Below are 14249 nucleotides of genomic sequence, written 5' to 3'. Positions count from 1 at the left end.
TGGGGAAATTACCTCGTAATGTTGCAACAACACAAAAAGGACAGGCATAAATACCTGTCCTTCTCTCCCATGATGATCACGACCCGCGAAGCCATTTCCAGATTTCACCTGGCGTTGCATTTTTGCCGTACATGAGTATACCGACGTGAAAGATCTTTCCTGCAAGTTTCATAAATAACCAGACACTCACAGCTAATATAGCCGTGCCGATAATCACTTCGATCCAAGGCCATTCTTCTAGCATGGTTAACCTGAGGATCATCACGCCTGGGCTTGTGAAAGGAATATACGTCCCAATTTGCGCCATGAGACCATTTGGATCACTAAGAACTGGTCCAATGAAAATCGCTGGTGAAAATGGTAACATCATGACAATCCCTTGGAAGTTCCCTGCTGTAGTGATGTCCTCCATCGTGGCACCGATGCCAACGAAAATAGCTGCGAATAACAAAAATCCTAAGACAGCTATTAAAAGAAGTACCGCCAATTCAGGCACGAATAAATATTCTAAAATCGGAAAGTCGTAACGCCATATTAAAAACGGTACAATGAACACAATGGAAACAAGCGACTGAATAATCCCAAGTGCGAAATATCCAATAATTTTTCCTTGCATCAATTCCGAAGGGGTTAATGAAGACAAGATGATCTCCGCCAGCTTATCTTTCTTTTCTTGTGAAGCACTCTGAAAAATCGCCATTCCAGTAAAAACAATGGACACCATGATGAAGCCAGCAAATGCACCAGGTACTAATCGTTCCATGAAATCGGACTCCCCAGCACCTGCGCCTTCCCCATCACCTGCGGCACCTTCACCAATATCTGAACCCCTTGGTGTGACATCAACAAACGTTATACCACGGGCTACAACGGCCATTTCATCTTCAGACAATCCAAGCTCTTCAAGTTGCAACGCTTGAATGACTGGGGAAATGACGCGAAGCTCACTTTGAAAAAATGGGCCCACACCCTCACTCAAATAAACAGAAACAGTCCCTTCTTGTACCGCTAGATGATCTAACAATAGAAAAGCTGTGTTTTCCCGATCGTCCAGTTCTGCCTCCATCTCCTCCCTCGACAAATCAGTCGAATAGATATCCCAGTCGAGAGCCGATTCTTCCACTATACGTTCGATATCTGCAATAACCCCAACTTCATCGTTAACGAAAACCTGTGTCGGATCAATATTTTCCGAGTCAGATCCGCCGAATAAACTTCCTAGCAACATGAACCCTATAAAAATAACTGGTGTTGATAACATACCAATCAAAAATGTTTTGTTTTTCATGTTCCGCTTGATTTCCCACCTAGCTACCTTCCATGTATTACGCATCTAGATCACCTGCTTCCACAGCTAAATTTTTTCCTGTTGCAATTTGGATAAAGATCTCATGCAAGGTGATCCTATCAAAAATTAGTTCTTGAATGTTTACACCTTCTGGTAGATTCTTCAACCAAGCAGAAGGATGAACTTCATTGTCCAAATAGAGAACAGAAGTGGTTCCTCCCTCATTCTGCTCCACCCGTTGGACGTTAGGGAGGTCATCTAGTAAGGAACGATCATTTACACCCTTTATTGTGCATTTAAAATTCGCGTACTGCTCTTTCACCTCGTCCATCGTTCCATAAATGACTTTTTTCCCCTTATGAATCATAAATAGTCTGTCAGCCATTTCTTCCACGAGGTTCATTTGGTGCGAGGATAGGAGAATGGCTGTCCCTTGGTTCGCTAAATTTCTAATCTCCTCCTTAAACAACTCCTGACTCACTGGATCAAGACCAGAAAAGGGCTCGTCTAGAATAAGCATCTCTGGCTCGTGGAGGATAGAGGCAATGAATTGAACTTTCTGCCCCATCCCCTTGGACAACTCTTCCACCGACACATTTTCTTTTCCTTTCAAGTCGAACTTCTCCAAATAATCAAGGGCACGCTCCTTTGCTTTTTTAAGGGGATAGTCCTTTAGATCCGCCAAGTAAAGCAGAATATCCATTACTTTAACATTCTTATATAACCCCCGCTCCTCTGGGAGATAGCCTATTTTATTTCGTGGCACTTCCTTCCTGCCATGAAAGGAAATACTCCCCTCATCAGGATACATAATCCCCATAATATTACGTATGGTTGTCGATTTCCCAGCACCGTTTGGGCCTAGAATCGCCATGATTTCCCCTTTGTGAACATCAAAGGATATTTGATCTAGCACCTTCTTGTCTTTAAAAAACTTTCCTATACTATTAACAGCTAGTATTTTTTCCAAATCAACCGCCCCTCTCGTCCTCTGAATTTGCATAATAATATTCTACAGCTTTTTCTGTAAATAATTTAAACGGTTCTGGCATGACTGTGTAAAATAAGTGTTCATTCGCTTCAAAGAGTTCAATTTGTTTCGCAATCTCTCCTACTACTACAGGATCAATCAAACTATTAACCTTCTGTAACATCTCTTCAATGACATTTTGTACCTGCTGGCTCGTTGGATCCACTTTATTTTTCATAAATTCTAGTAACTGAAATAAATAACTCGTATTAAGCTTTATCAATTCATTACGATCTATCCCTTCAGGCTGGTACAGCTGATTAACCCACTCTTCTGAAAAATGGTGTAGGAGGAATTTTCTCTGTTCCTTTTCTAATCGGTACGTGTTAAGCACCATGTAAAGGACCTCCATGTACTCTTTTGCCTTGCCTTCACTCAACTTCAAAATGACTTCTGCATCTTCAACGGCATCAATCATCCCTTCAATGAGCTGTTTTTGCTCCAACAATAGTTTTTTCTGCAATGAAAGTGTCGTAGATAAATCATTTGCCGATTCATCTAGTAGTCTCTTAATATCTTCTAGTGGAACGCCGAGAAATTTCCAAGCTTGTATTCGTTGTAAAACACTTTCTTCCTTAGATCCATAAAGTTTGTGACCTTGCTCATTCGTCTCTACAGGCATTAATAAACCAATTTCTTCATAGTAGCGCAACGTACGAACAGTCACATTCATTCTTTTTGCAAACACACCAATTGTTTCGCCCAATAAAGCTCCCCTCCACATCCTTTAACATTCGCATAATTGTATTGTAGTCTGTTACGTAACGGAACAGGCAAGAAGAATTTTAAAGTAGAATTTTTGGTTGGAGTAAGAGTAATAACGAATTAGGCGAAGAATATGCTCTTCGCCCCTTTCAATGTCACATTTGCATGTTCATCAAAAACAGTCCATGAACGCCCTTTCCCATCAGCTTCACTCTTGTTTATAGGTTCATATTTCCAATACCGAGTATAAATGGTAGTAGGATCACAATAATACCTATGATGACTATGATCGTACCAAAAGACTTTAAAGATATATTATCATTATATGTAACACCTTGTTTTAAGAAATAATCTAGTAAAGTTGGTGCTTTCCCGGTAAAAATTAAGTAGCCAAAAAAATAAAAGCTACCCCAATTAAAATGACAATTATTGCTTGAATAGGCATATAACCGTCCCTTCTAGTAAAAATGTAATGTACTCTTTCATTTGTTTTACGATTCATGCCGATCTAAAGTTTCATAAGTATTACGATAAAAGTGCCTATCCTCTATACAGCGCGTGTTTCTACAATGGTGCCAGGGAGTTGTTTTGGTTTATTTGACTGAAATCTTCTCGTTCTCTAAGTAAAGGGAAAATAAATCCGGTTTATTTTACCGAACACACCTCTCGTCCTTTGAAAAGGGAAAATAAATTCAGTTTATTTTACCGTAACCGTCTCTCACCCTCCGCAAAGGGAAATTAAACTCGATTTATTTTACCGAACGCACCTCCAACACTTCGCAAAGGGAAATTAAATTCGATTTATTTTACCGAAACCATCTCTCACCCTCTGCAAAGGGAAATTAAACTCGATTTATTTTACCGTAACCATCTCTCACCCTCCGCAAAGGGAAAATAAATTCAGTTTATTTTACCGTAACCATTTCTCACCCTCTGCAAAGGGAAATTAAACTCAGTTTATTTTACCGTAACCATCTCTCACCCTCCGCAAAGGGAAATTAAATTCGGTTTATTTTACCGTAACCATCTCTCACCCTCCGCAAAGGGAAATTAAATTCGTTTTTTTTACCGAAGGCATCTTACTACTTTTGCAAAGGGAAAATTAACTACATTTAAAGTAGAAAGATATAGCATGCTCATCACCACAAAAAAGGAAAATGTCTAATAGTTATTTTCCATAACCATTTGGAATTTCAAATGTTATACCTTTCATGCTTATACACTCCCCCTTTCACACCACTGAAGAACATTTCTTAACAAATTATATATAGAAACACTATTGAGAGTGTACATACACCCTCACAAAAAAAGATTCCCCCAATGTAGTAAAGTTACCACATTGGGGGATTACGACTCTTTTTTGGGGACAGTGTACCTGTCCCTACGTCCCGGACAGGACAAAGATCGCCGGTGAATTCCAATAGATCGTTATCTCATTTGTTGAATAACTATCGATATGATCACGGAAGCATTGTGCTGGAGGCTGACCCTTTAGATGCTGTACCGCCTCATCTTGCACATGTTTATTTGGGCCTCCAGAAACATATCCTGGAACAGGTTCTTCCACGTTATCTCCTACTGACGGACGGTGATGAGGATTACGTACTGGACGATCGCCAAAACCAGTGACATAGCATATATCCATCACGTTCCTCCCAAGCAAATAATGGACATGATCCAATGCGATAGAGGACCAATCTTCTTTTTCAGAAAAGTGGGTTGCAAGCACTAATATCATGGCATTATTCATCAGGACCATGTTACTCCCCCATATGTATCCACTTTCATCTAAAGAGATCTTGTAACCATCCCTCTTGCTCTGGGACGCAAGTCTTTCTGCCTCTTTCAAAAATCCACTATTTAAATCATTATAGAGGGCATCGTCTACATCATGCTCTCGATTCAACAAATACGAGACCGTTCCGTAACCCCCATTGTCTACCCAGCCAAACGAATACTTGGGAAACTCCATACGTGCAAAAGATTGAAACGCATCATGGTACACTTTCTCTCCAGTTGTTCGGTATAATTCAGCAGCTGCCCAATAGCGTTCGTCCGTATCTGTTGCATCTCCATATTCTCCGGTTTTTATGGAAGGTGGATTCTTAAAACCAGGTATATCTGGATTCTTCTGAAGCCATTCCCATGCGTAAACGGCAGCCTTTAAACACACTTCAGAAAACTGACCGTCTAGCTTTTCATAGATTCGACTTGCCATCGCCATCACGGCACAAAAAGTTGCCGTGGCCGTTGCTGAAATAGGTGATAAATATAAATCTGCCAGATCATCTTCAGGCATGACATCTAATTCTGGAAACTCGAGAGTAGTCAATTTATGGAATACTCCACCGGTCCTTTCGTCCTGCATTTTCAGCATCCACTCTAGTTCATATCTGCACTCGTGAAGGACATCAGGAACTTGATGATCAGTCTCCGGAAGAGGGATCACCGTTTTAAATGCGTCAGGATACAACTCATAGGCAAGGAATAGATCTGCCAATGTTTTTGCTCCAGGAACGATGTACTTTCCGTAATCACCAGCATCATGCCAACCACCGCTTGTTTCGATGCGATGGTCTTCTTCCCCATACACAATTGCTTCCTTGAGATGACACTTCCCATGTTTCCACGGGCCAGCATATTTTTCTTCTAAATCCATTCCGCATCGTAAAAAATATAGTCCTTTTAATAGACTAGTATGTAACTCATCATACGGTTGAGCTGCGATCTTAAATGAAGCTGAAGTCGAATGAGATTGTCTGATATAATATGTACCTTCTTCTGTCACTACAGAAAAATCACCATAATACACCGTCTTGCCACTTAATTCATCATTGATCGGCTCTCCTGTTTCCCCTTCAAAAACGATGATACCGTTTTCATTATTGATTACCTCAAATTTCCCACCAACCTCGGTGAAAATCGCTACCTTATTAGCCTCTTTCAAGTAACCAAGTTGATTTACTGTAATATTTCTCACTTCTGTTGTCATCACTTAACCCCTCTCATTTGAAACGACGTGAACTAACCAACAACACTACACTCTAAGTTAATTGGGTTTACATTAAGGTTTTCCAAAGCATTGGTACATAGACGTAACGATTAACACCTATTCTATCAAACTATCCTTCTACGTCACCATGTACAAAACAGAATTTATTAGTACAAATGACGGTAACTAATAATGAAAATGCCCGCCCCTGCAGTAAAAGCATACCGCACTAGGGACAGGCACTCATTATGCTTACCTAATAAAAGCTATTTATTCTCATGAAAAAAATCGTATAACCTATGAATATGGAAAAAAAGGAAACCTAAAAGAAAAGTAACAATAAAGTAAGTTCCAGCCCTATGAAAAGCAATACTTATATCATTTTGAGCATCCCTAATTATTAATGCAGTAGTAATTACCAAGGGAAAAATAACACTCCATAAAAATAGCAGCTTTATTAATTTTTGCATAATGGAAGTCTCCCCCCTCACTATTTCACCCAATATCCATAAGCGAGCACCATAAAAACTAGTTTACTAACAATCCAAATTTGAACTTTATCCTACAGTACCTTGTAGAGCGCAAAGAAGTGCACTAAACTTATATTTGATTCATTATTTGTTTGATACCATTCGTATTTTATGCCTTAATCTACCTAATAAAAATAAACTAGCATATATGATTATGACTGCAACAATAATGATAGTAAAATACATAAAGAAAACGTCTGGGTTAATTTCTAGTGCTGCATTTTCTACATAGTGTGGTGCAGCTTGAATGCGGAAAAAAATGGGGCCATCAGTTACAAAAAATGCAATAATACTACCTAAGATTATGCCACTAAACAAAGATATCATGAAGTTTCTCACCGGAATCCCTCCCCCTTGAAAACTAAAGTTATCCTTCTTAGTTTTTAAATATATAAATTCTCCTTGTTTCATCAGGTACTTAGCTTCTTGAAAGTAAATTCAGAATATTCTCTCTTATCATTTTAACATAAAAAAACAATTGCTTCATTTACATACATTTTTCCCCATTGTATAAACCAGGATCATGAGCTTCTTTAGACCATCCCGATTTAATGTTAAAAAGCTATAATAACAAAAATATACACATATGATTTCTACTGCAGAAATCATATGTGTATTTTCTTCGGACTTTTTTGGGGGGCACCCTGAACAACTCGATCAGACAACCGTGTTTGCCTCTAGGAATTCTGTTATTTGTTTTTGATGGTGCTGATCGTGGTAGATAAAATGATGAGTAATAACGATTAAGGAATATGGCAATCCCGTATGTGGACAATGGGTTTCGCCATTTACAGTTAATGGTTTGTTCAACATGACGGTAGGTACTGTATGTAGTTCCTTTACAAGTAATTCCCTTTTATACCTTACTTCTTTTAATAATTTTGCCTGAGATACACCTGATTTTGCGTAATCAGACGCTTTCTTATTAAAAGGATCACATTCAGGAAACTCCATTCCCTTTCCTTCTCGTACTGATGGGATAACTTCAAATAATAGGTGATGATCCCAATTCATAATATGGGCTACTATCTCACTGACGGACCATTTACCCTCGCTTATCGGCTTCGACCATAAAGTTTCATCCAAATCTTCTAATGTGCTTAGCCATGTTGAGAATTCACCGAAACTATGAATAATGTTTCTTTCTTCACTCATATTTAATTCCCCATCTCATTGAAATTTAATGCCTGTATCAATCAATAACAATCTTTTCTGAAAAATACCTATAGAATCTATTTTTCCAGAATTACTTTATACTGTATTTCCAGCAGTTATCCCTTATTTTTCACATAAGATGCAAGTAGTTCCTCAACTAAAATACCATTTATTTTCATGCCCTTTATATCGCTTGCATTAATCTCCACATTTGTTAAGTTACAATCTGTGAAAATACTATCGTTGAGATTACAATGTTTGAACTTTATTGGTCTTTGTTTTACACCAGGCTCATGGTTCGGATGTCCCTCTGTAGGTAGTCCAATATTGTGGATATATGCCCCACCAAGCTGAGCGCCACAAATCTCCAAATCACTTAAATTTGCATCAGTAATTTTCACTCCGCTCATATTCGCATTGTTTATGGTAGTACCGCTTAAATCAACATTATCAAATACTAACTCACTGGCCATCACTGATTTATATTCTGACTTAGATATATCTGCAAATTCTAGGTTCACTTTTGCTCCTTTTAATTCTGGAATACCACTCATCATAAATCCCTCCTCATTTTTTAAATACTATCGTTTTAGTTTGCCTTGAATAATTTCCCAACTCCCTCTACCGCCCATTATACAAAACGTACGTTCGTATGTAAATGAAAATTTTGAATATTTTTATTAAAAATACATTTATATTCACACACCTACATGGGTTAAAAAACTACAAGACTGCAACTTGAATTTTTAACCAAATATTTGCTCCACCTACTAGGGGGGAGGGTTCCGCCTCATACTTTTAAATTTTTATAAAAGGCCCCTCAATTGATTTGGAGGGGCTTAAAAAAAACTTACTATAACTATGCTCTAATATTTACAATTTCATATAAGATTCTAAGGTTATGATAAAACTTCAATAATTGATACTATAAATCAAAAACGTCATGGAACACGTGTATTCGTTTTATTTCATTTAGGTGGATCTCAGACAACTTTTCTAGAAACTCCTCCCCCTTTTCTGTAACATAAATCAGTACACTTCGGCCATCATTAGGATTTCTTTTTCGAGTGACAAGATTTTGTTGTTCACACCTATCAATGAGTCCTACACAAGCATGATGCGTAATAAATAACCGTTCTCCTAACTCCCTTGGTGTTACGTAGTCGCGCCCTGGATACCCTTTTATTGCGAGAAGTAATTGATGCTGTTGCGGGGTAATTCCCACCTTCCGTGCTTCTAAATCACTAAAATGAAGAAACTTCTTTAACTGATACCGAAACTCAGCGAGTGATTCATAAACTTCTTTATCTAAATGATTATTCATATACATTCTCCTAATTTACGTATTTCAACTAACACTACCATTATAGCCACATGGGAAAAAATGCAGTTAATAATTACTTAATATACATAAATATATGTAGAAATAAGTATTACTGAAACTTAGCTTTGTTATTGAAAAATTATATCACATTACGATATAATCATAATAGATATTAAGTATAATTACAGTCATTTATATCGTATAACGATATAAATGACTGTAAACAAATTAAAAAAGACTTAATAAAGGAGGTAAATCATGGGATTCCTCGAATACTTTGCTGCAACTTCGTTTACTGGGATAGCTTTTTATGTTTTTGTTTTCGTATTAGCAATTTTCTTAAATATTAAAGTTTATCGTATTGATTGATTAATAACCTTTCGGCACATAACGTCATTTGGAGTAAATGTAGGAATGAATTTAATACAAAGTTTTAGAGGGGGAGGGAAATTAGCTAGCGGCATCCTATTGTTTTATATTAGCTTAAACGCAAAGAACGGGAAGCAGCCACTTCCCGTTCCAAATAGCTCACACGCTTCGGTTATACTTGAATCGCTGTTATTCGGGGAAAAATCAGATCCCTTTTTTGTTATAATGACATACTTCTACTTCCTTATACTTCATAGGTTTTCACCTTATACTCACAACATTCATCACCATTCACATTACACTTCACTTCCCGAGCTCGAACCCTTTTTTTAATAATCCCTTCTAGCGCCCCCTCTAAGATTGCACCTTCTAGATCACAGACTTTATTGCCAGGTTGTTTAGGAAGTCCTTTACAAAAACACTCATCAATTGCAATATGAAATTCGTTATCCTTCTTTTCTATGATTCTTGGAATCCCAATCTTTAATTCTTCAAATAAGTTTAAAGCCCCCTCTACTGAATGAACTGGTAAACTCTCGCCAATCTTTCTCCCTATAGTCGCTGTTGTACTTTTTCCGTTTAACGGCAGGCCTTGGTACATACCAATCAAACGTATTGAGCGGAATAACTCTAGTGGTACCTCTTTCCCTAATGTCTTTCGATCAATCTTCTTCATATCTTCATATTGAAATGACATAGCAATCACCTTTTCTTTCGTTTGATTACTTTTATTATCACACGAAGAAAAATGAATGAAATTGATGTAAGTCAAGTTTTAGAAAAAAACTGTTGAAACTAGAAGAGGTAAATCGGCTTATGTTTCCGCATTTGGGCTCAGACATCACTTCTTTTGGGACAGTATGTGTGGGATCTATCCCTACTGTCCAGTTAGAATTTCCTCCGCCAAAGGAAAAAGAACTTTTTCTTCGTTAGCAAAGTGTTGGATTAACGTTGCATAAGCTTGGACGACGTTTACAGTAATAGATTGAGCAGCATACTCATCAAGTTTTCCCGTAATTTTCTCCGTTTCCGTAAGAAAATCGTCTAGATGCTGTTCTGCCTTGTCATGTTCGACTTCCATTACTTCGATTGTTTTGTGATGTTCCCCTTCACACTGTTTCATTAATGTGAACAATCCTTCTTCCTCTCGTTTAGCATGTGTCTTCAGTCTTACAATGAATGTAAAAACCTTCTCATAAAAACCTAATGGGGACGGTTCTCATTGGCCAAAAAAAAATTAAAATGCCTGCCCCCAATGAAGTATTTTTTACCACATTGGAGGCAGGCATCTTTCTTTGGATCTCATGTCCCTTTTTGAAACATTTATAATATTTCTTCTGGAATATAATATTCACAGTCCAACTTTTTAAAATCCTTATTATCCCATGTTAAAACAGGAAGATTGCTGTTGGATTTGCACCCTAATAAAGCATCAGCAAAATCAACATTTTTTTCCGCATATCTCTTAAGTACATTGATTACGTTATCTTCCTCTACTTCCACATTTTCAGACTCAATTACATCTATTAAATATTCCGTTATTAAGGTTTTATCCAATTTATAGAATGACCGTAGTAACCAACAACATTCAGCTATTACAATTGTAGGGATAACTAATGTTAACTCATTTCTTTCAACCTTCTCTACTAGTTTTACAATAGTAGAAAATTTTTTTTGATCATCTTTTACTATCAGTCGTATTAGAACATTTGTATCAACCAGGAATTTATTCATGCTCAAATCCCTCTGACAAGATATGTTTAGATGCTTCCTTTTGAGCAACCTCTCTCATTTTTTCAACATCAATATTCTCTTTAGATTCAAATCTTCCAATGGCATGACTTAATAATTTTTTCTTAACTGGCTTTATTCTTACTTCATCATTTTCTATAAAAAAATTAAGTTGGTCACCCTCACTTAAGCCTAACTTTTCCCTAAGTTCTTTTGGGATAGTTATTTGACCTTTACTTGTCATTTTCCCACTAACTAATTCCAACTCAATTCACCTCTTACAAGTTTTTTTGTATTACCAACATTATAAGTAATACTAATTGTGTTTGCAAACTTAAGAAAAGTGCTATAAGGCTAGTGATAAATCATAAAACGCCTGCCCCCAATGAAGTCATTTTTACCACTTGGAGGCAGGCATCTTTCTTTGGACCTCATGTCGCACTTACGACATGAGGTTTTTATCTTCTAGTAGTGCTTTGTCCGCGTTTTTAATACAATTGAGGACATCTCGCTTTGACTCATTGTATTCAAATAAACCATTGGTCATCGAAATATTAAACGTTTTTCATAATATGAAAATGTAATATCTTCCTCAAAGTTACGCTTAAGGTTTTCAATCATTTTATGCGCCTCAGCTATTTCCGTTTCTTTCAATTAAATTAAGAAGTCTTCTCCACCCAATCTGGAAATATTAAGGAAGTGATATCACATTTTGTTCACAAAAGGCACATACCCAACCCAAATAGGCTATTTAAGCATACCCTTTAGTGTATAACATCTTTAGGAGGGAATTGTTTTGTCAAATGACTATTCATATCACCTAGTACCAGAAGTGAGGAATCAGGAAATGATTGATGACAATGATCAACGGATTTTAAGTCCTGGAATTGGAGTGGGGAGACCTGGGTTTGGATATGGTGGACCTGGCTATGGCTTTGGGAGGCCTGGGGTGGGATATGGAAGGCCTGGTTATGGTTTTGTAGGCCCTGGCGTTGGCTTAGGGTTAGGCTTTTTAGGAGGCCTTGCTACAGGTGCACTTTTAGCCCCAAGACCTGGGTACGGATATTACCGACCATACCCATATTATCCCGCTTATCCAGCATACCCATATTACTATTACTAAATAAAGATATAATAGTAAAAATGGTTCCTGCCCCTTGTCCACTTAGTAATTGTCGTACTAGAGGGCAGGAAATTTTGGAGATCGAGGAATTTTAAGTCATACATAGAATAAGCCTTCCGTGCTTGGCAGTGGTATGGGGAACACTCCTTCAAATTGATAATCAAGATCGTGTTCAAAGTTAAAAATTAACGATACAATTTCCTCTTTTGACAACATAACCTCATTATCACCATAATTAATGGTATAGTTATTTTCGCCAGTCTGCTGAAATTGTATATCATTCTTCAATCCTTTGGAACCTAGGTAAGGCATTAGCTGTGCGATTAATCGGTTAGGATTAACGATATGCACTGTACCACCATTTTTCTCTACTTCCACCGAACTAGAAAGCTCCTTTAACTCATCATTTAAAAGATCCTGCCAAGGCACCTTCACTTCTAGCATTGGGACTACCCGGTCCCTTAATAAAGTCAAAAGTATATGCACCACCGATTTTCTGCTACCGCCCCAATCTGTTACGACACCATATTTCGTTGTACTTTTTTCCGATGGCATACCAACCACAACGTACCCCTCTACAACACCACTTTTTTCCGCAACAAACAACGCTTGATCCATATTATTAAAAACTCTCGTATATCCACTTGACGCAAGTAACAGCAGCCATTCAGCAGCACTGTATTCAAACTGAACCTGTTCCTTTACTCGCAAATGTTGAACTTGAAAAACATCTTCTTTTTTTCCAAGTCTTACGTCCCAATCTTCATTTCTATTTACTCGACTAGCGTCCTCAAGCATGTATTTCGTTACCTGCCCAAAATGGTAACAGTTGTTCCTTGTATAAAGTCCACGATCGCCGGAAATAAACAGAAGTGATGCCTGCGCCTCATCAATAAAGCGATACACTTCTTTTAGTAAAGCGCTAGCAATACCTTGCTTTCGATAGCTTTCATTCGTGCACACAGCACCTAACGAAAACACGTTCAACCTTGCTGGGCCGACCTTTATCGTTGAAGGAACAATTCCCATGAAACTTACAAGCTTCTCTCCATCAAATGCTCCAATAGAAAGCCCTAGTTCTTCGGAAAATACATGAGGAAAAGCTTCAGCCATGGAAACTTGCCCCTTCTCACGAAATGTACAATCAGCCAACTCAATCGCTTGCTTATATTCTGGTCCTCTCAATCTACGAATCTCCATCAGTAATCTCCTTTTTCATCAGTCACTTAACCTCTTTACTGTATAGTCTCTTTCATTATAGCGGACTATAAATAACAAATCCTGCAGTTAGGGGAGTTTTACTGTGAATACGAATTTCATTCAACTTACTATTGAGCTTATCATTGGTTTTTTCGCATTGCTTCTTATAACGAAGGTGCTTGGAAAGACACAAATAACACAACTGACTCCCTTTGACTTTATTTCTGCCCTAGTACTTGGAGAATTAGTAGGAAACGCCATTTATGATAAGGAAATAGGGGCACACTTCGTTCTTTACGCTGTAGCTTTGTGGGGGCTTCTTATATACTTAATTGAAATGCTTACTCAAAAAATAAAGAAAACGAGAAGTTTCCTAGAAGGAAATCCGGCAATTATCGTTCAAAACGGAAAGATTGATTATCAGCAGCTAAAGAAAAATCGTCTTGATATTAATCAACTACAAAGTCTATTAAGAAGTAAAAACGTTTTTTCTATCCGGGAGGTATCCTATGCTATTCTAGAGCCAAATGGATCGATTAGTATCTTAAAAAAATCGAATTACGATACACCAACAAAACAAGACATTAATATGAGTCCGAAGTCTGTCTATTTACCTACTACCGTTATCTCAGATGGAAAAATTGTATTTGATAACTTGATAGAGGCCGGTTACAGCGAGGAGTGGCTCCATAATGAACTTAATAAACAAGGAATCGTTAATGTTAAAAGGGTATTCTATGCAGAGTGGCTTGAAGGTGACTCACTGTATATTAATACATACCATTAACGAGAGAACTGTTGG

General features: G+C 37.6%; 15 protein-coding genes. 2 read left to right on the top strand and 13 right to left on the bottom strand.

Annotated features, from left to right (window positions below):
• Positions 1–76 precede the first annotated feature (76 nt).
• From BW724_RS06530 to BW724_RS06470, 12 genes are all read right to left on the bottom strand, one after another.
• Complete coding sequence (locus tag BW724_RS06530; protein ID WP_088074463.1) at positions 77–1333, bottom strand: ABC transporter permease; 1257 nt, start codon at positions 1331–1333, stop codon at positions 77–79.
• Complete coding sequence (locus BW724_RS06525) at positions 1326–2258, bottom strand: ABC transporter ATP-binding protein (protein ID WP_088074462.1); 933 nt, start codon at positions 2256–2258, stop codon at positions 1326–1328. Before BW724_RS06525 ends, BW724_RS06530 begins: the two co-directional genes overlap by 8 nt.
• A gap of 1 nt (position 2259) precedes the next feature.
• Positions 2260–3024: a MerR family transcriptional regulator gene (locus BW724_RS06520; protein WP_176371322.1), complete on the bottom strand. Its 765-nt coding sequence runs from the start codon at positions 3022–3024 to the stop codon at positions 2260–2262.
• Between the two features lie 1380 nt (positions 3025–4404).
• Positions 4405–6015: a glycoside hydrolase family 9 protein gene (locus BW724_RS06515; protein ID WP_088074460.1), complete on the bottom strand. Its 1611-nt coding sequence runs from the start codon at positions 6013–6015 to the stop codon at positions 4405–4407.
• Between the two features lie 614 nt (positions 6016–6629).
• The gene (locus BW724_RS06505) at positions 6630–6884 is read right to left on the bottom strand and encodes a hypothetical protein (RefSeq protein WP_140354922.1); all 255 of its coding nucleotides are present in this window, start codon (positions 6882–6884) and stop codon (positions 6630–6632) included.
• Between the two features lie 318 nt (positions 6885–7202).
• The gene (locus BW724_RS06500; protein ID WP_088074457.1) at positions 7203–7700 is read right to left on the bottom strand and encodes a DinB family protein; all 498 of its coding nucleotides are present in this window, start codon (positions 7698–7700) and stop codon (positions 7203–7205) included.
• A 116-nt stretch (positions 7701–7816) separates the two neighbouring features.
• On the bottom strand, positions 7817–8254 hold the full coding sequence (locus BW724_RS06495) for a pentapeptide repeat-containing protein (RefSeq protein ID WP_088074456.1): 438 nt from the start codon (positions 8252–8254) through the stop codon (positions 7817–7819).
• A 371-nt stretch (positions 8255–8625) separates the two neighbouring features.
• Positions 8626–9024, bottom strand: a complete 399-nt coding sequence (locus BW724_RS06490) for a MarR family winged helix-turn-helix transcriptional regulator (RefSeq protein WP_088074455.1) — start codon at positions 9022–9024, stop codon at positions 8626–8628.
• A gap of 613 nt (positions 9025–9637) precedes the next feature.
• Complete coding sequence (locus BW724_RS06485; RefSeq protein WP_088074454.1) at positions 9638–10090, bottom strand: V4R domain-containing protein; 453 nt, start codon at positions 10088–10090, stop codon at positions 9638–9640.
• 180 nt (positions 10091–10270) lie between these two features.
• Positions 10271–10570 (bottom strand): hemerythrin domain-containing protein, encoded by a 300-nt coding sequence (locus BW724_RS06480; RefSeq protein ID WP_088074453.1) that lies wholly within the window; start codon positions 10568–10570, stop codon positions 10271–10273.
• 146 nt (positions 10571–10716) lie between these two features.
• On the bottom strand, positions 10717–11127 hold the full coding sequence (locus BW724_RS06475; protein ID WP_088074452.1) for a PIN domain-containing protein: 411 nt from the start codon (positions 11125–11127) through the stop codon (positions 10717–10719).
• The gene (locus tag BW724_RS06470) at positions 11120–11389 is read right to left on the bottom strand and encodes an AbrB/MazE/SpoVT family DNA-binding domain-containing protein (RefSeq protein WP_088074451.1); all 270 of its coding nucleotides are present in this window, start codon (positions 11387–11389) and stop codon (positions 11120–11122) included. Before BW724_RS06470 ends, BW724_RS06475 begins: the two co-directional genes overlap by 8 nt.
• A gap of 582 nt (positions 11390–11971) precedes the next feature.
• On the opposite strand from BW724_RS06470, the gene BW724_RS06465 reads away from it, so the two are divergent.
• Positions 11972–12247, top strand: coding sequence for a spore coat protein (locus BW724_RS06465; protein ID WP_088077728.1), 276 nt, complete (start codon positions 11972–11974; stop codon positions 12245–12247).
• Positions 12248–12343: 96 nt separating this feature from the next.
• Here BW724_RS06465 and BW724_RS06460 read toward each other — a convergent pair whose 3' ends face one another.
• Entirely contained in the window at positions 12344–13447 is a 1104-nt protein-coding gene (locus BW724_RS06460) for a GNAT family N-acetyltransferase (protein WP_088074450.1), read from the bottom strand.
• A gap of 103 nt (positions 13448–13550) precedes the next feature.
• Here BW724_RS06460 and BW724_RS06455 point away from each other — a divergent pair, with 103 nt between their 5' ends.
• Positions 13551–14234, top strand: a complete 684-nt coding sequence (locus BW724_RS06455) for a YetF domain-containing protein (protein ID WP_088074449.1) — start codon at positions 13551–13553, stop codon at positions 14232–14234.
• Positions 14235–14249: the final 15 nt, after the last annotated feature.

Origin of the sequence: Litchfieldia alkalitelluris (assembly GCF_002153425.1) — a bacterium.
GTDB classification, from domain to species: domain Bacteria; phylum Bacillota; class Bacilli; order Bacillales; family Salisediminibacteriaceae; genus Evansella; species Evansella alkalicola.
The sequence above is the reverse complement of the archived record's forward strand: the minus strand, read 5'-3'. Positions and strand labels throughout refer to the sequence as shown.